This window comes from Leptolyngbya sp. PL-A3, from assembly GCF_039962325.1.
In the GTDB taxonomy this organism is placed as follows: Bacteria; Cyanobacteriota; Cyanobacteriia; order Elainellales; family Elainellaceae; genus Vacuolonema.
The window spans coordinates 53,074-73,335 of sequence record NZ_JAMPLB010000024.1; the positions used below are offsets into that span (position 1 = coordinate 53,074).

Consider the following 20,262-nt stretch of genomic DNA (forward strand, 5'->3'; position numbering starts at 1 on the left):
GCCTTACATAAAAACAGTATCAGGTGATATTAAGATGATTCGGATAAACCAGGGTCGTGTTCGTAAATCGGACGCACCGTAGAAATTGGCTTGGGGTTGGGAACCATGGTTCAGCGTTTGGAAAGGGTAAGTTGGAAGCCTTGGATTGCAGGAGCCGTTGCCCTGATCCTTCCCTTTGGAGTTCATGCTGTGGCTTATGCTGAAAGTCCTTTGCGTGTTGTGTATCCAAGCGATGGATATGAGACCACGGCGGCTCAGATTTTCCTTGTCGGTACAGGGGCTCCGAACCAGCCTATTACGGTAAATGGAGAAGCGATCGCTCGTAGCCCTGCAGGGCATTTTGCTCCCAGTTTTCCGCTACAGGTGGGAGAGAATGTGTTCACCCTCCAGCAGGGCACTGAAACTTTAACGTTGCGTGTGGTGCGGCAGACAGATCAGCCTGTGCTGCCCGAAGGAACGGCGTTTGCGGAGGGAAGCCTGACCCCGGCCCAGGATGTTGCTCAGTTCCCGGATGCGCTGGTTTGTTTTGGGGCGGTCGCCCCCCCTGCATCTCTAGTCTCAGTCACATTGGGCAGCCGTACCGTAACTCTTCTGCCACAACCTGCACCCACTCAACTACCCCCTAATTCCGCCGTTTTAACGAATCAGAACCAACCGACAGCCCCTAGCGTTGCGCAAACCTATGAGGGGTGCGGTGTGCTTGGTAGTTTCATGGGAAGTGCGACAGCTCCTCGTTCAGGTCAAGCTGGAGAAGCGATCGCCCTTGGCTACCCCCAATTCACCCTGGAACAGAATGGGCAGCAAGTGACTCAGCAAGGCCCAGGCCAGGTTAGCGTACTGCAACAGGAGTTGCCACAAATCATCGAAGTCACTGCTGAGGGGGGTACTGCCCGCACTGGCCCCAGCACCGACTATTCTCGGTTAACGCCGCTGCCTCGGGGTACCCGTGCCGCAGTCATCGGACGGGAGGCTAACTGGTATCAGATGGATTATGGGGCGTGGATTCGGGATACCGATGTGCGAGTCATTCCGGGCTCTGTGCCGCCGCGAAGTCTGATTCGGGGAATTACGTCTCGTAATACAGGGGATTGGACAGAGGTGAGGTTTCCGTTGCAGGTGCCGGTACCCCTTGCGGTGTTTCAGGAGGGCGATCGCTTCACCCTCACCCTGTACAACACCACTGCGCAGACCGATACCATTGCTCTGAATGATGACCCAGTGATCCAGCGGTTGGATTGGACGCAACCAGCACCCGAGCAGATACAGTACCAATTTGCCCTAAAATCGGATCAGCAGTGGGGATACCGATTGCGGTATGAGGGTACGACGTTAGTGCTGGCACTGCGACATCCGCCTCGGGTTTATCCTGACTCAGAGCAGCCGTTGAACGGCATCACGATTTTGCTCGATCCAGGGCATGGTGGGCCAGAGGATAGTGGGTCTGTGGGGCCGAATGGCACGCCGGAAAAGGATGTGGCATTGACTGTGACGCGGTTGTTGCGCGATCGCCTGCAACAACGAGGAGCCTCCATTATCATGACCCGCGATGCAGATGTGGATTTGGGGCCGAATGAGCGGGCTCAAATGATTCAGGACATGGCTCCAAATTTGGCTCTGAGCATTCATTACAACGCTCTGCCGGATGCGGGCGATGCGGAGAATACAGCAGGGGTTGGGACGTTTTGGTATCAATCACAAAGCCATAGCCTGGCCGTGTTTTTGCACAACTATCTCGTGGAGGAGCGCGATCGCCCCTCCTACGGGGTGTTCTGGAACAACCTGGCATTGACCCGTCCCTATGTGGCTCCTGCTGTCCTGCTGGAGCTGGGATTTATGATTAACCCCAATGAGTTTGAGTGGATCACAAATCCTGAAGAGCAGGTGGCTCTCGCTGATACGCTGGCCGATGGGATTACCCAGTGGCTACTCGAAAATGGATCCCGTTAAGGGTGCCAGGCAAGCAGAGCTAGCATGAAATCTATTCGGTCGCATATGGATGACCCACGTATCAAGGCGTTGCTTCAAAGCTTGCTGAAAGGGTGGTCATTTTCGTGCGCGAAACGCAGGGAAATGACCACCCCAATTAATAGAGCGATCGCCTTAGAAACTCGCTCTACCGTACAAACCCATCAGCTCTGCTGCATCCAATACATGCCCGTCCATGGCCTGCAAAACCTCCTCTTTGGTTGCTCCTGAGGCCAAATCTAGAGGTTGATCGAGGGCATAGAGCTTGAAGAAATAACGATGAGTGCCATTGGCCGGACAAGGACCACCAAAACCCATCTCGCCAAAGTCATTTTTGCCTTGCTTCACACCGTGATGTAATGCTTCTTGCTTTGCAACGCCTTCTGCTAAATCTCGTTGATCTGCAGGTAAGTTGTAGAGAACCCAGTGCGTAAATTTGCCTTCAGGCGCATCGTGATCATAGGCGATTAAGGCAAAACTCTGAGTTTCAGCCGGTGGATCTTGCCAGTTGAGAGGCGGGGACTGGTTTTCACCATCACAGGTATATTTGAACGGGATGGATGTTCCTGTTAAAAATTCTGAGCTATACAGATGCATGGGTGTAACGGCAAAGGGTGATGGGTTGGCGATCGCCCTCAGACAAACGCTGAAGTATCTCGTTAAAGGGCGTCTGGGACGGGCAATGCAAGCTGTTGTAAACGTGACTATGCCATCAGCCTAAGCAGCTAGACCAATCTTTTCCTCCCACAGGTGGCGCATATTGCCAGGTCTCACTCCTCTGCCAATAGAGATACATAGCGAAATCCGTGAATGCCAGGACGAAACGGGGTACTTCGTGCCCCGTTTCGTCCTGGCATTCACGGATTTGAAATAAAACCGCTGTCGTTTCCCCTCAAGGACTTGAAGATGTTGCAGGAGCAGGAGGGAGCAGATAGATTAAGCCTGAAATCAGCGTGAGGGCGATCGCCGCCCAAAACATCCCCTGCGCCAGAACGCTAGAGGCTGTGGGAGGTGCAATGAGAAGGGCGATCGCCGCAATTTGGGTCACCGTTTTCAGCTTGCCCCAAATGTTTGCCCCAGAAACCTTGGGTTGACTGACCCGCCACCCGGCGATCGCCAACTCTCGCGCCAGTATTAAAAATACGCCCCAGGCAGATATCTGACCCAGCTCAATCAGCATGAGCAAGGGAGCCAACACCAGCAGTTTATCTACCAGGGGATCTAAAAATTTGCCCAGATCGGTCACCTGATTCAAGCGTCGCGCGAGATAGCCATCCAGCCAATCTGTTCCCGCTGCTACAAGGAAGAGAACGGCAGCAATCCACCGCATTTGTCCTGTAGGTTGATGCAACAGTACCAGCAGGAAGGGAACTCCCAGCAGCCGCGAAACGGTAATCCAGGTCGGTAAATTCATAGACGCGTAGCTCAAGCTAACGTCTTCAACCTTATATCAACTCCGGACGCATAAACATAAAGCCCAACAAAGGATTTGGTCGGCCCTCGGTGCCGCCCAAATCCCTCTTCTTAGCTTGCCCGAGCGCTGCTTTGAGTTGTGGGAGGTTTAAGTAGGCCCAGGTATTGTTTCAGCACTAGCCAGCAAAATACGGTGTTGCCGACGATGTAGCGCTTCCAGAGACGTTGGGGTTCCATAAACAGGCGGAACAACCATTCCATGCCCGTTACCTGCATCCATCGTGGAGCGCGCTGCACCATGCCCGATACAAGCTCGAAGCTGACCCCAATGCCCAGAGAAATGGGCACGCCAATCGCCTGGTATTGCTCGTACATCCAGTTTTCTTGCTTAGGGGCTCCCAAACCAACGAAAAGAATGTGGGGTTGAGCTTCGCGAATGAGGGTGTTGATATGTTCGAGTTCCTGGCGATCGCGCTCAAACCCATAGGGTGGGCAGTAGGTTCCGGCGATAGTCAGACCAGGGTTGCGAGTTTTCAGCAGATCTGCGGCCGCATCAGCCGCCCCTGGACGGCCCCCCAATAGGAATACGCGTAAGCCTCGTAAAGCGGCAGCAGCACATACGGCTTCAAACAAATCGGTACCGTTTACCCGGCCTTTCAAAGGTCGACCCAAAAGTTTCCCAGCCCACAGGAGGGGAACACCATCGGGCACCGAGAGATAAGCGTGTTTGTAAACCTCGCGGAAGTAAGCGTCTTCTTGCAACATCACCGTATGGTGGGCGTTGGGGGTGACCACATAGCGAGGTGGTCCTCCCGCGATCGCCGCTTCGATGACCTGATCGACGGTTTCTTGAAAGCTATAGCGGTCAATATCAACATTGCAAATACTGACACGTTGAGGTTCATTTGTGGCGATCGCACACATAGGGGCACCATCCTACAGCATCTGGCAAGATAGTAACGATCTCATCGCCGACTTCAGGAATGCTTCTGGGATTCCTCATGGTCCCTTCACAATTCATAAGTTTCTTGTAAAGTTTCTGGCTATTCTCCGTGAAAATATGGTCTTGACGGTGGAAACAGGGCTAATTTGCGGGTGCTATCATGGCGAATCTTTAAATAAATTCGAGACCCAGACGCGTTAGGTGGGCAGTTCCATGGCATCCAGAGATTACATTCTGATCAGTCCTTGCCGCGACGAAGCGGCTTACATGCAAAAAACCATCGATTCCATCGGTGCCCAAACCGTCCTTCCCAAAAAATGGATCATCGTGGATGATGGCTCGACGGACGCTTCCCCACAAATTTTGGCGGAAGCGGCTCGCAAATACCCCTTTATTCAAGTCATTACCCGGCGCGATCGCGGTGCCCGTTCCGTGGGCCCTGGCGTCATTGAAGCCTTTTACGTCGGTTACGACAGCATTCGGCCCGACGAAAACTACAACTACATTTGCAAAATTGACGTGGATCTCGATATCCCATCTACCTACTTCGAAACCATGTTGCAGCGCATGGAGGCGAACCCTCGGATTGGAGTGTGTAGTGGCAAGCCCTATTTTTATGGGGAGAACGGAAACCTGATTAGCGAAAAGTGCGGTGATGAGACGGCCGTTGGCATGATCAAGTTCTACCGCCGCGCCTGCTTTGAGCAGATTGGTGGCTTTGTGCGCGAAGTCATGTGGGACACTATCGACTGCCACCGCTGCCGCATGAAAGGTTGGATTGCCTGTAGCTGGGATGAGCCTGAAATTCGTTTTATTCACCTGCGGGCTATGGGTTCCAGCCATAAAAGTATTCTGGCTGGTCGTATGCGTCACGGCTACGGTCAGTATTTCATGGGCACCAGCCTGCCCTATATGACCGCCAGTTCTATCTATCGTCTGGCCCATCCGCCTTTGATTATTGGCGGTTTAGCGATGTGGTGGGGCTTTTTTAGCAGTATGTTGGCTGGGAAGCCAAGGTATAGCGATCGCGAATTCCGCAGTTTTATCCGCCGATATCACTGGAATTGCCTATTTAAGGGCAAAACGAAGGCGACTTATGAGTTAGATCAGCAACAAGCCCCCGTTTGGGAGGAGAATCGGCTGGTTTTGATGTCCTCATAAGTAACTCACCCAGAAAGCGAGGCTGACGGAGCCAGCCTCGCTTTCTACTAGGGGTGTGTGGAAAGGGGCACGAAGTGCCCCTTTCCACACACCCCATCCACACCTTTGAAATATTCCCTACCAGTTCTCGTAGGCTCCTAGGTCATAGCCGCGTCCTAACGGGCGAGCGCCTCCCATAATGTCGGTCGTGATGTCCGTAAGGGCATGCCCCTGGTCAATTGCGGAGGTAGCTGATTCCGACAGGCGGAAATCTCCATGATTTGCATCGACAAACAAACTCTGGCGCGATGGAATGTTATCGCCTTCCGAGGCACCGATATTATTGCGGAGGTCGGCCTTACCACTGTCATCCACAATATCCCCTTCACTGCCACCGTTAAAGACGGTGTTGTAGTAAATCTTGCGATCGCCCCCCTTATCCCCCTCACTCCGAATTCCGTACGCCTCGGTGTTGTAAACCACGTTGTTATAAACCTCAACACCACCGCCAAAGACTCGAATTCCTGTCCCATCGGAATCGTGCAGTTTGCCGCTGATATTGTAAATTTGATTGCCGCGTACAACGTAGTCATGCTCCTGGCCCGTTGGCCCATCCATCACGTTAACAGCGGCTCGCACCTCGGTATTGATGTCATGGATGCTGTTGTATTGAGCAATCAAGTCATGGAGACCCCGCTTCAGGTCGATCGCCTCGGCACTGGTACGAAAAATCTCGTTGCGGTGTAGCAGCACATGATGGGTTCCATCCTCGTCTCCACCCGAGGCCCCAACTCCCACATAAATCCCCTCACCATAGCGGGAATACTCGCCTCCTCGACGGCCCGTATCGTGAATGGAATTCTCTGCAATTAAGATATGGCTGGAGCGATCGCGCACATGAACGGCCTCCTGCCCAGTGTCATAAACATGACAATTGCGGATCGTCACATGCTGCAGCTTTTCCCCCATAATTCCCCAGAGTGAACGCCGCGCGGTTAATCCATCGAGAATCACCTGAGAGCTATCCTCGATCCAAATGCCAGCATCGCGTTCGTGGCTACCTGCTGTGAATAGGGCATCGCGATCGCCTCGCAACGTAATGGGTTTGCCTGCCTCGCCCCGCAATCCCGTAATCCGCAACGCCTCATAGGTGCCTGCGGCAAACTGCACCGTATCTCCTGGGCCAACCATCGATAAGGCCTTCTCAGCCGTCCGAAAGGGTGAATTGGAGCGGGTGCCAGAGTTGCCATCATCCCCGGTAGGTGACACATAGTAAGTGGAACCTATGCTACGACCTGTGGCTCCAAAGTCTGGTAGCGGTTGCAAGGCCTCATTTTCGGATGATGTCGATTTCGGTTCAGCGATCGCCACCCGAAAACGTCCAATTGGGAGTGTCGTTTCCGCTTGTCTCAGGGAAACCGTATAGGTGCCGTTATCCTGAACATCCCAGCGCTCGCCCGGGGCTTGCACCTGAAACTGTAGAGTATTTCCCTTCCTCGACACCCTGTGAGCCTCTGACGCAAAACCATTTGGACCTTCTATTCGTAGTTTGTCAGTCAGAGCAGGCAGATTTGGAGCGGATTGGACCTGACCGTAGGAAACCTGAAACACATAGGGGTTAGCGCTCTCCTGGCGAATCGGCTCTGCCTGCAAATCGAGAGATGGCAGTTGCCCCGGTGTAGCGCTACAGCCGAGGGCGATCGCCAGGAACGTGACCAATGCTAACAACCCCTGAAAACGCTTCATGTTGTTACCCCCACATCGATGTTTGGATATCTTCCGAAGTTCTCCCTAAGATAGCCTGCTCATTTTTTTAGGCATAGTATATTGAGCTGACAACCGGCAATCTTTACACAACCTCCCATCTTAAACTTGTAATAAACCTCAAAATCCTGTGCTGCCGCTTTGTGGGCAGCACAGGATTTTGGGGTTTAGGTTTAATTGAGTTAAGCGACTTATACCCATTCCCCATGAAGCTGCACCTTGTGGACTGAGCCCTGACACAAGGTAACAGGGGACAGAGGCAAAGCCTCTGTCCCCTGTTGCTCTAACGCTATTGGCAATAGCGATTTAACTTCGGTTGACGTATCAACCCTTAGGCTTACTGGCTCTCGTAAGCACCCATATCGTAGATTCCACCTTGAGGACGGGCCCGGCCAACCGCATCAATGTTGACCATGCTGATGCTAGTCCCCTTGTTAATGGCAGCCGTGGCTGACGAACTCAGACGGAGATCACCGCCCGTGGCATTCATGAACAGAGAGGCAGTGGAGGCAATATTCCCCGCTTTCGTAGAACCAATGTTGTTGCGGATATCAGCCTTCCCGGTGTCATCTACGATATTGCCGCGGGTGCCACCGTTAAAGACAGTGTTGTTGTAGATCCGAACAGGCCCGCCGACACTGGCCTGGTTACGGATTCCGGCATCCTCCGCGTTGGAGATGACGTTGTTGTAAACATCGACGCCGCCCCCAAAGATCCGGATCCCAACGCCATCACTGTTATACGTTTCACCGGAAATATTGCGAATGGTATTGCCCCGCACCACATAGCCGTACTCTGTACCCGTTGGGCCATCCATGACGTTGATGATGGCTCGAACTTTGGTATTGATGTCGTGGATGTTGTTGTACTCGGCAATGATGTTGTGCAACCCTCGCTTCAGGTCGATCGCCTCCACACTGGTGCGATAGATTTCGTTTCTATGCACCGCCACGTGGTGAGTTCCGTCATTTTCGCCACCCGCAGCACCGAAGCCCACATAGACGCCTTCACCGTAATTGGCATAGGTACCGCCCCGCATACCCGTGTCATGGATCTTGTTCTGGGCAATCAGAACATAGCTGGATTGAGCACGAACGTGAATCCCTTCCTGGCCGATGTCATACACTTCAGAGTTACGGATAGTTGTGTTGGTGATGCGCTCACCCATGATGCCGAAGAGCGATCGCTTCGCTACCACGCCATCCAGAATAATATTGGAGCTATCTCGAATGGAAACGCCTGCCCCTGAGCTATAGCTGCCTGAACTAAAGACCGCAGCACCAGAGGTCTTAATCGTGATGGGTGCGCTGGCGGTTCCATTTTTGCCGCTAATGGTCAGCGATGGGTAGTTACCAGCGGCAAAGACAATAGTTTCACCGGGGCGAACCATTGAGAGTGCTTTGGAGGCTGTGCGGAAGGCAGATGTTGCACTAATACCCGAGTTGTTATCGTTCCCCGTAGTAGACACGTAGAGAATTCGTCCGCTGCTCGTTCCAGTGGCACCAAATCCTGCGGGAGGGGCCAGGGGGCTAGGAGCTGGAGGCGGCGTAATAGCACCACCGCCACCGGACGTGGGAATAGCGACATCGAAGGAGCCGAGGCTACCCGCCGCGACGCTATTGTCGCTGGTGTCATTTACAGCTCCGGTTTGCATCGCGACCGAGTAGGTTCCGTTGTCTGCACTGTCCCAGCTTCCACCCGGCGCATTGACCTGGTAGGTCGCCGTGCGGGGAGTACCATCGGTCGTGCTATTGACACTAACCAGGGTCGCGGTTTGGCTAAATCCATTGGGGCCGGTTACGCGGACATCGGCATTATCAATCGTCGAAGCATCAATGCCCGCATTGTCGCTATAGGCGACGGTAAAGGTTTTGCTGTTAGAGCTAGCAGCGGTTATGTTGGATGCTGTCAGAGCCGCCGTTGGAGCCGTAGTATCAGCTGGGGGTGCGCTCACCGGGATAAATTCAACATAGTCAACGCGGGCGTGTTCTTCGCTGTTTTCTAACCCACGCAGCTCAATGCGATCGCCCTGCTGAACTGTTACTCCACTGGCAACAATCCGCTCGACCCGGTTGCCACTAGTCATCGCGTTGCTGCCCAGCTGTTGATTCAGGGTAGTCGTTGCCACCATGCTGCCGCCGACGCGGGTTTCAATCCGGGCTGCCCCATCATTCTCGTCAAAGTACCCAATCTTGATATTGTAGGTACCCGAGGCTCCCTGGAAGTTGCTTGAAGCCGTTCCTACTTCATTGGTAGCGACTCCCTTCAAGCCAACCAGACGCCCCCCCGAAGCCAAAGTACTGGACTCAATGCGATAGGTATTTAGCTGCATGTTTTCTGCTTCAACCCGAATGGGGCTGGGAGCGGCTAAGGCCGTCGTCGCGGCAAACGTCCGTAAGGTACTCTCGCTGCGAAGGCGAGCGCTGCTGGTGCTTGTTTGTTGGGTTAATGCATCCTGAGTACCGCTGCTAAGCAATTGAGTGTTTTCGGTATTTCCTAATAACAACTGACTGCCAGTAGACGGGGAAGCGACTGTGAGTGTTTCAGCACTCATAGCAGTGGAATTCAGCTGTTCTAATGATGTATCTCCCATCGTTGAAGACACACCCAAAGGAGCTAATGGTTGGTTCCAAGTTGAATCCAATCCACTACTACTACTTGTTCCAGTTTCATTTGTATTTGGAACAATTGTGTTGCTTGTCTGGGTAAGACTCAGCGCACTGACATCACTCTGATTAACCCAATTTTCAGCATTCATAGTCTCAAGCCTCTGAACTAAATCCAGGTGTTCCTGGAGATTTCTAATAAAGCTTTCATGAAGCTGAATCAACCACAGGACATTTACCAAATGAGAATGTTCATTCTAAAAATATTTCGTCAGGAATACCCGAATTAGAATAAATACATACTTTCAAAAAAACGCTGCTTAGGCGTTAACACGGTCGTTTTAGAAAATGGTTATGACCTTTGAAAAGCCGTTTTAAGTATTCAGCTTCTAAAAAATAAAATTTCAATACTTTTGCTTGAAGCATACAGATACAGCCTCAAAAGATATACGCAAATCTAAGAACTTGTAGTGCCTTCTCTCAGTACAATCCCTTACCAAAAAATTCCCGCAATTCAATACAGCAGACGAAGAATAATCGACGTATCCACTTGAGGCTGAAGAAAAATTCTCGTAAGTAGTTTTAAGGTTGTGTTTTATTTTTGTCTTTTCAAAACATAGATTTTTCTATGGGTTTTCCACAACGTATTTTCCGCAGTCTCTTTAAAGGAGTTCTACCTTTTCTCTGCACCACCGTAAAACCATGGAATTGATAAAGACTGATGGCGGAAATAAAGCAAAATCTCTGTATTGGCACGGAGATCCTCTTCGAGGATCGCTGGAATTAGAATTAGGATTCTTTTTTAGTGGTGACTCTCTCCGTAGATCAACGGATAAGATCGCACAGGAGCCCCGATTTTTCCGGGCCTAACACCTGCAACATCAGACCCTGTCTGCAGTTCTTCAATTTTTCAGGTCTATCGCTATGCGTAGCCTGGTGATTTATGAAATGATTTTTGAAAAGGGGGGTGGGCCTAGCCCACCCCCCTTTTCAAAAATCATTTGAGACCGCTCTATGCGCTATTGGCTGATGAAATCGGAACCCGACGTCTACAGTATTAACGACCTGGAACGCGACCAAGAAACCCTTTGGGACGGGGTTCGTAATTATCAGGCTCGCAATTTTATGCGGTCGATGGAGCCCGGTGACTGGGTCTTCTTTTACCACTCCAACACTCAACCCCCTGGCGTTGTTGGGCTGATGACCGTGGCCCAGAGCGGAGTTCCCGATCCCACTCAGTTCGACCCGGCTAGCGAGTATTACGATCCCAAATCCACCCAAGACAATCCCCGCTGGCAAACTGTCACACTCCGATTCCTGGAGCAGTTCCCCACAATGGTGCCTCTGGAACAGCTACGACAAACCTTTAGCGAGGATGAACTCTGGGTAGTGCGACGTGGCAACCGATTGTCGGTGATGCCTGTAGATGACCCTGTTGCTGAGAAAATTTTGGCGATCGCCCGACACTCATAAAAATCACCATTCAGCTCAGGGCTTAGGCATTCTTGTTGCATGTGATGTTCTAAGCACACCACATGCAACAAGAATGCCTAAGCCCTCAGGTTATAAAACTTCCTTAAGAGTTTTACAGCTCTACAGGAACACCAGCTTTTGAACTGCCATGTCCGAATCTGGACCCGATTTGCCTGGTAGAAGCTTCAGGCAAAATCTTGATCCGGATGTGGGTGTGATTCAACGGGAATTGATGAAAGTCCAGGGTGCAGGGGTTGAACCTGCCTGAGGCGAATTATGAGTTCGCTGCCTAAACCGCTCGGCCAACCCTGGCTAAATTTTTAATTTAGGATTTAATTGTAGATCGAGGTTGCAGGTAGTCAACCCCATTATTGCTCCAGAATTATTTGGAACCACGGAATGAAAGTAAATTCGACCGTTGCCCTGACATTAATTTTGCTGGCCTTGATGGTTGGTGCCGGTGTCGTCAGTGCCGCCTGGGGGTATTCTATGGGCCGTGAAGCCCTGAAAGGAGTCACGCAGCCCGATGTTCGACCCACCACTGTCGGCGAGGAGGGAGGCAATACAGCCAAAAGTAAAGCCTTTGAAATTATTCCCGAGTCAAAGATTTTAGAAGAAGTGAAGACCCAAATGCAGAGTTCTGCCCAGGGAGCCGAAGCCTCTGTGTCACACTTACCCGTATAGCAGTTTAGAGAGTATCCTGAGCGTTGATTGTTCGTAGGTTATGCCTACGCACGTTAACCCTTTTCAAGACTCTAAGAGCCTTCTAGAACGGGTTTGTTGGGGTAATTTCTATTTTCAGTAGATCTTGCCCCCTGTAGCCATCAACGTGATTTAACCAGTTCCATAATGATTGCCCTTGCCCAAGCGGAACCTCCCGGTGCTGTCTTTGTTCTCAGCGGAACGGATATCGCCCTACGCTTGCTGTCAGTTTTTCTCCTCATTGCCATTAATGCCTTCTTTGTAGCCGCCGAGTTTTCGATTGTCTCGGTACGGCAGTCGCGCATTAATCAATTGGCCTCAGCTGGAGATGTACAGGCTCGTACTGTGCAGGATCTCCAGCGCAGCATCGACCGCATGCTGTCGACAGCCCAATTGGGTATTACCCTCTCCAGCCTGGCTTTAGGTTGGATTGGTGAAAAAACGGTCGCCGTTCTCCTGGCGGCAACCCTGAACGGTACTATCGTGCACATGGTTTCCATTCCGGTAGCCTTTTTGCTGGTAGCCTACCTACAGATTGTGTTGGGAGAACTGTGTCCTAAGTCCCTGGCACTGCTCTACCCTGAGCAAGTGGCCCGTTTTTTGGGACCCCCGAGTTTGGCGATCGCTCGCTTCTTTAACCCCTTTATCTGGGTCTTGAACCAATCCACCCGTTGGTTACTGCGGCTCTTTGGCATCCGCAGCGATGGTCAAATCTGGTCCAGCCGGGTTACCCCTGAAGAGCTGCAATTGATTATCCAAACCTCCAGCGCGTCTCCTGAACTGGAGGAGGATGAGCGTGAACTGCTGACGAACGTCCTGGAGTTCGCTGACGTCACCGTCCGGGAAGTGATGGTTCCTCGCATTAGCATTGTGGCCATCCCACAGGATGCAACCCTGCGGGATTTCCTCCATCAAGTCAATGATGCTGGCTATTCCCGCTACCCCGTTATTGGTGAGTCGCTAGACCATGTTGTTGGCACGATTTATTTCAAGGATGTCGTCGGTGCCCTGGTTGATACCTTTACGACCCTGGATAGCTCCATCTCTAACTGGCTTCAGCCCACACGCTTTGTCCCTGAACATCTACAACTGAGCGAGTTGCTCCATTTGATGCAGGAATCTGGGCTGACGTTGATGATGGTAGCCGATGAATTTGGTGGCACCGCGGGCCTGGTGACGTTGGAGGATGTCACGGAGCAGATCATCGGGTACGCCGAAGAGTCCCCAAATTCGACAGAAGAATCTCCCATTCAAATTTTGGAAGATGGCACGATGTTAGTGCAGGCTCAGATGAACCTGGATGAGGTCAACGAGTTACTGGAACTTGACCTCCCCACTACCGAGGCTTATCAAACCCTGGGTGGGTTCATGATTCACCAATTGCAAAAAATTCCAGCGCAGGGTGAAAACCTGCGGTACAACAACCTTGACATCACGGTGGCCTCCGTCGTTGGCCCTCGTCTCCATCAAATTCGTATTCAACGGTTGCCGGATCCTGTGCACCCGACTGAACCGTTGGAAGGGGAGGCAATCGCCCACCACGACCGTAACGAGTCTAATTAGCCATAGCCCATCCCACTGACCATAACAGTTACGGCAGGGACGTTTCGCGAAACATTCCTGCCGTAACTGTTATGGCATTGCTTAAGACGGCTTACCCGATCGCTTCCAGAAATTGAACAAGCCCCGCTTCACTGTCTGCACTGACTCCTTGGCAGATTCCGTTGTATTCTCCACGTCCTTATCCTGCACCAGGGTTTGGGTAATCTGGTCAAGAACTTTTGATTCTTCTTCGGTAACGATACCGTCGGCTTCAGCAATCTGCCGGCATTGGGCCAGCAGGGGTACCGCAAAATCCTGATTAATCTCTACTAAAAGCGTTTCCAGGGGAGTGGGATGGCTGTGATTGTCGGTAATCACTTTTAGGGAGACAGGGCTGAAATTGAGCCGTTGCAGTTCTGGAAGGGTTTCCTGCCAGGTTAGGTTTGGTGCGCTGGCACGAACCATGTGGGCAAGGATTTGATCCATGGCAATTTGCTGGGCGATCGCCTCCTGCAAATACGCATCCCGTTCCTGCTGAGCCGCATCCACCAGGGTTTTCGGCGCTGTATCCTCCGCCCGAGCTTCGTAGAACTGGCAGGCCACATGCCCCACGGTGTAGAGCGCCACTGCATTCGTACTGGCCCCCACTACGGCCCCTGCCACAGGGACAAGGCGCATCATGCCCAACCCGGCCCGCAACGCATAGCTGCCACCCAGGGCCAACCCAAAGATGGCCAAAATTTCCCCTTTCCGAGCCGGGTCCCGAAGATCCAACCCATAGGCTCCTGCGATCTGGTATCCCATTTCCGCCTGAAGCACCGTGGTCGCCGCCAGATCCAGAGCCACCATGCCCGGAATAAAGCTACTGGCAGCCCCAGTCCCGCTAACCAGGAGGGCTTTCTGCATCATGATGCGGTGGGCGATCGCTCGAGGCGGTTCATTGGGATGCTTGGCCTGAAGCCGTCGCACGCTTTCCTCCGCTTTGACAATATCCACCCGATCCAGAACAGGAACCAACCAATCCATCTGGTCGACGACCTCGCCAACGGTATCCGTGGCATATCCCACCGCACTCATCGCTCCATGGGTCGTATTCGCCAGGACTTTTCCCGTTTGCTGAGCGGCTTGACCAACGGCCCCTGCCGCGCCAGTCACGGTACCGCTGACCACTTTTCCCGTTTGCTGGGCTGCATGACCCACTGCCTCAGCGGCCCCACTGACTGATGTGGTAATCGCTTTTCCACTATGATTTGCTAACTCACCAACGGTACCCACAGCACCGGATACCACCCCTGTCACCGAGTCCCACCAGGATGTGGTCTGGGCCTCCTGTGCTAACTCAAGTTGAGCCGTCGCTGCATCCTCGGCTTCCCGGCCAGTCGAGGGCGTAGCAGGCTGTGAGGCATGAGTTTTACCAAGGTGTGGAAGTTTAGGGAGTGAGTTACGCACTGCATCTAACCAGGTGTGATGAGCGCTAGAAAATGTCTTAGGCAGCTTCAGTTCCTCCTGCCAGGCGGGGAAGTCTTCGCCTTTCACCCATCCGTAAATACGAGCTTGTCGAATATCGGTGAGGGCCAGGTCTACCAGAACCGATTGAACAGTGGCGATCGCCCCCTTTAGCTCTGGTGCCTTCACAGCCTCAATTCGCAGGTAGAGACACGTTCCTTTCAGAGTGGCTTTCGTTAAAAATTCGCACTCTGGCGATGCTTGAACAAGACGCTGGTTGATCAGGTGGGCGATCGCCTCCAGATCTAAATTCTTGGCTGGTTCCAGCATTTCAGATTTCAGCGGTGACATAAGCCCATCCGATACCACAAACTCAATCCTATTTTCGAAAACTGGAAACGCTCTCTGGAACTAGCTTCAGGAGGAAATCCCCTCTCTTTCTGCCCTTTCAGGGATTACATCACCCCACTTCGGAATAAGCCGAAGTGCTCATCTTTGTAGGCGCGACACGCACGCAAAAGTGGATGTTTTCAAGGGTCACGTCTTGCACACAGCAATTTTCAGTATGAGCTTCAAAGCTGAGAGTTCCTGCCCTTCGGGCACGAACTCTCAGCTTTGAAGCCCGAAAATAGCCCGCCGAAGGCGGGCTATTTTCGGGTTGGATTCCAAAATGAGAATTGCTGTCTTGCACAGCACTTGAAAACGCCCTTGGGCCACGCTGAGGTTATGTCAGTCCTGCCTTCGGGGAGGATGCAGTTACTCCGAAAAATGGCGATCGCTGCAAGATCCGGGTGCCCAGAGTGCTACTATCACCATTGGCTTCAATCAATTCTCAATCATGTCTGACCTTGCTTCCCTGGCAACCCTGGATCTGCCAACCCTGCGTCAAAAAGTGCTCACCCTCTTCGCTGAGGTTGCCTACAAGGAGGGGGAATTTACCCTATCCTCTGGGCAGACCAGCTCCTATTACATCAATGGCAAACAGGTCACGCTCCATGCGTGGGGAGGTCTGGCTGTGGGGCGACTGCTGTTAGCCCAGGTGCCTGAGGAGGCGATCGCCGTTGCCGGTTTAACCCTGGGAGCGGATCCTCTGGTCACAGCAACCAGTGTGGCAGCGGCCTATGAGGGGCGATCGCTCACCGCTCTCATCGTACGCAAGGAAGCAAAGGGCCACGGTACCCAGGCCTATATTGAAGGCCCCACGCTTCCCCCGGGTAGTTCTGTGGCGGTGTTAGAGGATGTGGTGACAACAGGCCAGTCTGCCCTCAAAGCCGTAGATCGATTGGAAGCAGCCGGTTATAAGGTTTCGCACATTTTAGCTCTGGTGGATCGCCAGCAGGGTGGAGCAGAGCTATATCAGGAACGTGGATTAACCTTTCACTCGCTCTTTACGATTCAGGATATTCAGGGGGAGTGGCGATCGCAGAACTCCTAATCGTAACTGAGCGGCGCAAAGCGCCGCTCAGTTACTCTCAAAAATCCTTACCGATACCGTTGCTGCTCCAGCAAGGCCTTAGCCCGAGGCTTAAACAGGAGTTGGAACAGAGTTTCCATGTACCGCAGGAGATCCTCGCGGTTGTCCTGGGAGGTGTAGTCCCAGAAGCCGTAGATGCGGGCCAGGGAAAGGAGTTTACTGGTATGAATGCGCCAGGTGTACGTAGAGTAGACGCGATCGATCGCCCGCTCTGAAACCTGTTGCCAGAGGTCGGGTTGCTGCTCACACTTCGAGAAGAAGTCGAGCATAACATCGGCCATCTGTTGAGGTTGGGTGGGGTTGATGTAGAACCCATTCGAACCGTTGTGAATAATCTCCAGAGGGCCACCGAACTCCGTCGCAAAGGTGGGAAGGCCGGAAATCATGGCCTCCAATACCGTTAGGCCAAAGGCTTCAAACAGGGCAGGCTGCACGAAGACCCCGTGGTGGTCGGCAATAATGCGGTACACTTCGCCAGAATCAGTTTTCGAGAGACGTACCCCCAGCCAGCGAATTTTACCCCAGAGGTTGTGCTGCTGAATCAGGTTGTGCATTTTGACGATTTCGTCAGCTTCCTCAGCGTCGCTGGTTTCCTCGGTACGGGTTTTGCCCGCAATGATAATCAGATTGCAGCGTGCCTGTAGTTCGGGGCTCTGGCCGAAGGCTTCTACTAACCCGGTGAGATTTTTAATCCGATCCAGTCGGGCCATAGAAAAGATAGGAGGCTTACTGGGGTCGTCCAGTTGCCCTACGATGCTGTCGGGTTCTTGACGAGTAAACAGCAGTTCGGTGAGCCGTTCGATTTCCCCTGCGTGGCGATCGCTCCCCTTCGTATAAGGGAAGAAATAACTCTCATTCACCCCAGGCGGCACCACGTTGAACTTCGGGCTCGCCAACTGCACCCCATGCATAACGTGGTACAAGTCAGGCATGGTAAACGTGCGGTAAGACTCATACTGACCACGGGTTTCTGCGGTTCCCACAATTTCCTGGTAGGTGCTGCTGATGACGAAATCTGCCGCGTTCATGGCGATCAGATCCGCTGTAAATTGCAGGGAGAAGTGATACTGATCCTCCATTTCCTGCCAGTACAGGTTGCTGAACAGGTACTTCGATTTTTCTAGGGCATGGGCGATGATGCCGTTGGTTACCTTCAAGCGGCGGGATAGTAGAAAGGCCACCAGGTTACCGTCGGTGTAGTTACCCAGAATGAGATCAGGCCGTCCCTGGAACTCTGCCAGCAGTACCTTCTCAGAATCGACCGCGAAGGTTTCCAGGAAGCTCCAGATTTCAAAGCGGGAAATCCAGTTTTGTGACAGGTTGGGGTTGAAGTCGCGGAAGGGCACCCGCACAATCCAGACATTGTCGGTACCATGTACCTTTTCACGAGGTTGATCGCAACGTGTTCCATCGCTGTTAGGAATTAGGCGGGACAGGATGATCACCTTCGGCAGGGCCTCATCTGGGGTCAGCCCCGCCAGCTCCATATCTTCCTTCAGTTGCTTTTCCAGGCTACGGGCTTGATCCAGCACATAAACAACCTGGCCGCCAGTATCAGGTCGTCCCAGTACGCCCTCCTGCCCAAACCAACCATGCACCGAAACCAGCACAATCCGAAAGATCATTGGAATGCGGGAAAGGAACGATTCCAGCGCTTTTGGATCTGGGGAATCGAGTAGTTCATCCAGCAACTCAAGGGACTCGCATACCCGTCCCACAGTATTACCCCAACCTGGCTCAAACCCTAAGGATTGCAGATCAAACCGAAATTTCGAGTAGGATTCGTCAGGTTGATAGCGCTTCAAAAATTCGAGGGCTCTTTTAACCTGCGCGGAAAGATGAGTGGGTGATTCTACACGCTGATTTAATAGCAACTGCATCCCTTGATGGGAGTGTAATTGCAGAAATTGAAAGAGGACTTGTTGCCATTGCTGTGAGTACTGAAACAGCTTACTCGACAAGTAGCGATTTAGAAATTCCACTCCTCGACCAATATTTTTAGGGTCGCGAATGAGAGGAGAGTAATCGTAAAACGATTGCACATCAATTTCTAATAAATCGCCCTCGTCGGGATGGTAGTGATTGACGAGGCGATCGCGCAATTCCAATAGTTCTTTCGGGGCTGTCTGCTCCGCAGTTCCATCCTCAAAAAGCCAGTAAGCTTCTTCAGAAGCAATTCCTGGCCGAACAATTATGCAGGCTGTATGATTTTCAAAAATAACTTCCTGAATTTTTTGAATCAAATGATTTAAAAGCTCTAGTTGATTGCAGTCCAGCTCGTTGCCTTGAGAAGATTTCTGAGCCGTATGCCCATTGCAAAATTGATGAAATGCCAGCAGAACTTCATTCCGCAGGTAGTAGCGCTTATCTCCCTGGTGGAGCTGGTATAAAAACTCTCGTAGAGCAGTTTTTTCAGAACTTTCTAGAACGGCGTGCAGCGGTTCAAACATAGGCATCACCGGGTAATTTTGCTAGGGCTAGGCTAACGCACGATATTGGGAATGGGTAGTATTTTTTGCTTAAAATTCGCTTCTAGACGGAGATAGTTTTGTATGCAATTCGTCAGGCTCTATCGCTCGATATAATCCATTTGATAGAGAGGCGAAGCGTGGAGGCTATTTGAAAAGTTGATTTTTTGTGCACATAGTTCATAAAAATCCACCCTGTCAAACTTCTTTAAATTACCTCTTAGAAATATCGGAAATATTGGAAATTCAGGTCAGTCCAGTATGATAACGAGTGTTATTTATAACGTCGATAGTTATGCTCGCTTGTACCTTGATCAAACCAAAGCTCCGAGTGGAGATTTTTCTGTTGCGAAGTGGCAGAAAAATCTCCGTTCAGGGTTCTGCAAGATCTGAGTCTGTTCAATTTGGTTGCGGCAAAGAGAGAACCGTGGGCTCAACACCAAGCTCTCTCTTTGCCGCAACCAAATGAACCGGAGTATTAACTATGGCCCAATTTCTATTTATTACCGATCTGGACAATACTCTGGTCGGAGACGATGCCGCGATGAAGCAGCTCAATGCGAAATTGCTGCATCACCGAGACACCTACGGTACTCAAATTGTCTACTCGACCGGGCGATCGCGCACCTCTTACGAAGCCCTCTATCAGGAAAAGGGTCTGATTCCCCCGGATGCTGTTGTCAATGGTGTAGGTACGGCCCTCTACATTGGTGAGCAGGAGAAGCCCCATACCCCCTGGTCAGAACGGTTACAAGAGGGATGGGATCGCGATCGCATCCAGGCTATCACCGCCCACTTTTCAGACCTCACACCTCAGCCTGCCAGTGAACAAAATCCGTTCAAAATCAGTTTCTTCTTATCACCCGAAATCGCTCCTACCCTCGTACCCGAACTGGAGCGCCAACTTAAAGCAGCCGGGTTCACGGTCACCATCATCTATAGTGGTAGCCTCGACCTGGATATTCTCCCCATCCAGGCCAACAAAGGGCTAGCAATGTCCTACCTGCAGGAACTTTGGCAGGTGCCCTCCAACACAACGGTAGCCTGCGGCGACTCCGGGAACGATCGCGCCTTTTTCGAACGTCAGGACGAACGGGGCATTATCGTCGGTAATGCGATGCAGGAACTCCTGGAGTGGCATCACGCGAATCCCTCTCCTCACCGTTACTTAGCCCAAGCTTCTTACGCCGCAGGCATCCTGGAAGGGCTGAACCACTTTGGGCTGATTTAGAGCCCTTTAAAGCGAATTGATAGAACCAGGCTCCTATTGTTGTAAAAACTGGGAGCCTGGTCTGGTGCAAAGCTGACTCTGCAAAGCTCTTTATG

General features: G+C 52.0%; 15 protein-coding genes and 1 tRNA gene. 8 read left to right on the plus strand and 8 right to left on the minus strand.

What is annotated here, in order from left to right; all coding sequences use genetic code 11:
* Positions 1–105 precede the first annotated feature (105 nt).
* Positions 106–1,947 carry an N-acetylmuramoyl-L-alanine amidase gene (locus NDI52_RS18425; RefSeq protein WP_190770389.1) on the plus strand — a complete coding sequence of 614 codons (1,842 nt, stop codon included), beginning with the start codon at positions 106–108 and terminating at the stop codon, positions 1,945–1,947.
* Positions 1,948–2,100: 153 nt separating this feature from the next.
* On the opposite strand, the gene NDI52_RS18430 is transcribed toward NDI52_RS18425, so the two are convergent.
* The gene (locus NDI52_RS18430; RefSeq protein ID WP_190770390.1) at positions 2,101–2,562 is read right to left on the minus strand and encodes a YbhB/YbcL family Raf kinase inhibitor-like protein; all 462 of its coding nucleotides are present in this window, start codon (positions 2,560–2,562) and stop codon (positions 2,101–2,103) included.
* On the opposite strand from NDI52_RS18430, the gene NDI52_RS18435 reads away from it, so the two are divergent.
* A complete protein-coding gene (locus NDI52_RS18435; protein ID WP_277874352.1) occupies positions 2,561–2,686 on the plus strand; it encodes a hypothetical protein in 126 nt (41 codons plus the stop codon). The two genes, NDI52_RS18430 and NDI52_RS18435, sit on opposite strands and share 2 nt — an antisense overlap.
* A gap of 171 nt (positions 2,687–2,857) precedes the next feature.
* Here the strand turns inward: NDI52_RS18435 and pgsA are convergent, their stop codons facing one another.
* Both pgsA and NDI52_RS18445 read right to left on the minus strand, forming a co-directional pair.
* Positions 2,858–3,379: a CDP-diacylglycerol--glycerol-3-phosphate 3-phosphatidyltransferase gene (gene pgsA / locus NDI52_RS18440; protein WP_190770391.1), complete on the minus strand. Its 522-nt coding sequence runs from the start codon at positions 3,377–3,379 to the stop codon at positions 2,858–2,860.
* 110 nt (positions 3,380–3,489) lie between these two features.
* On the minus strand, positions 3,490–4,302 hold the full coding sequence (locus tag NDI52_RS18445) for a WecB/TagA/CpsF family glycosyltransferase (RefSeq protein WP_190770392.1): 813 nt from the start codon (positions 4,300–4,302) through the stop codon (positions 3,490–3,492).
* A 232-nt stretch (positions 4,303–4,534) separates the two neighbouring features.
* On the opposite strand from NDI52_RS18445, the gene NDI52_RS18450 reads away from it, so the two are divergent.
* Complete coding sequence (locus NDI52_RS18450) at positions 4,535–5,482, plus strand: glycosyltransferase family A protein (RefSeq protein ID WP_190770393.1); 948 nt, start codon at positions 4,535–4,537, stop codon at positions 5,480–5,482.
* Positions 5,483–5,599: 117 nt separating this feature from the next.
* On the opposite strand, the gene NDI52_RS18455 is transcribed toward NDI52_RS18450, so the two are convergent.
* Both NDI52_RS18455 and NDI52_RS18460 read right to left on the minus strand, forming a co-directional pair.
* On the minus strand, positions 5,600–7,207 hold the full coding sequence (locus tag NDI52_RS18455; RefSeq protein WP_190770394.1) for a right-handed parallel beta-helix repeat-containing protein: 1,608 nt from the start codon (positions 7,205–7,207) through the stop codon (positions 5,600–5,602).
* Positions 7,208–7,562: 355 nt separating this feature from the next.
* Positions 7,563–9,983, minus strand: coding sequence for a right-handed parallel beta-helix repeat-containing protein (locus NDI52_RS18460; RefSeq protein ID WP_190770395.1), 2,421 nt, complete (start codon positions 9,981–9,983; stop codon positions 7,563–7,565).
* 862 nt (positions 9,984–10,845) lie between these two features.
* Between NDI52_RS18460 and NDI52_RS18465 the strand changes: the two genes are divergently transcribed.
* Positions 10,846–11,304 (plus strand): EVE domain-containing protein, encoded by a 459-nt coding sequence (locus NDI52_RS18465; protein WP_190770396.1) that lies wholly within the window; start codon positions 10,846–10,848, stop codon positions 11,302–11,304.
* Positions 11,305–11,543: 239 nt separating this feature from the next.
* Here NDI52_RS18465 and NDI52_RS18470 read toward each other — a convergent pair.
* Positions 11,544–11,616: transfer RNA gene (locus NDI52_RS18470), tRNA-Ile, on the minus strand.
* Between the two features lie 87 nt (positions 11,617–11,703).
* On the opposite strand from NDI52_RS18470, the gene NDI52_RS18475 reads away from it, so the two are divergent.
* Positions 11,704–11,988 carry a hypothetical protein gene (locus NDI52_RS18475; RefSeq protein ID WP_190770431.1) on the plus strand — a complete coding sequence of 95 codons (285 nt, stop codon included), beginning with the start codon at positions 11,704–11,706 and terminating at the stop codon, positions 11,986–11,988.
* A gap of 165 nt (positions 11,989–12,153) precedes the next feature.
* Complete coding sequence (locus NDI52_RS18480; protein ID WP_190770397.1) at positions 12,154–13,569, plus strand: hemolysin family protein; 1,416 nt, start codon at positions 12,154–12,156, stop codon at positions 13,567–13,569.
* Positions 13,570–13,650: 81 nt separating this feature from the next.
* On the opposite strand, the gene NDI52_RS18485 is transcribed toward NDI52_RS18480, so the two are convergent.
* Positions 13,651–15,345, minus strand: coding sequence for a hypothetical protein (locus NDI52_RS18485; protein WP_190770398.1), 1,695 nt, complete (start codon positions 15,343–15,345; stop codon positions 13,651–13,653).
* 487 nt (positions 15,346–15,832) lie between these two features.
* On the opposite strand from NDI52_RS18485, the gene pyrE reads away from it, so the two are divergent.
* Positions 15,833–16,429: an orotate phosphoribosyltransferase gene (gene pyrE / locus NDI52_RS18490; RefSeq protein WP_190770399.1), complete on the plus strand. Its 597-nt coding sequence runs from the start codon at positions 15,833–15,835 to the stop codon at positions 16,427–16,429.
* A gap of 47 nt (positions 16,430–16,476) precedes the next feature.
* Here pyrE and NDI52_RS18495 read toward each other — a convergent pair whose 3' ends face one another.
* On the minus strand, positions 16,477–18,918 hold the full coding sequence (locus tag NDI52_RS18495; protein WP_190770400.1) for a sucrose synthase: 2,442 nt from the start codon (positions 18,916–18,918) through the stop codon (positions 16,477–16,479).
* Positions 18,919–19,420: 502 nt separating this feature from the next.
* Between NDI52_RS18495 and NDI52_RS18500 the strand changes: the two genes are divergently transcribed.
* On the plus strand, positions 19,421–20,167 hold the full coding sequence (locus tag NDI52_RS18500) for a sucrose-phosphate phosphatase (protein ID WP_190770401.1): 747 nt from the start codon (positions 19,421–19,423) through the stop codon (positions 20,165–20,167).
* The last annotated feature ends 95 nt before the right edge of the window (positions 20,168–20,262 follow it).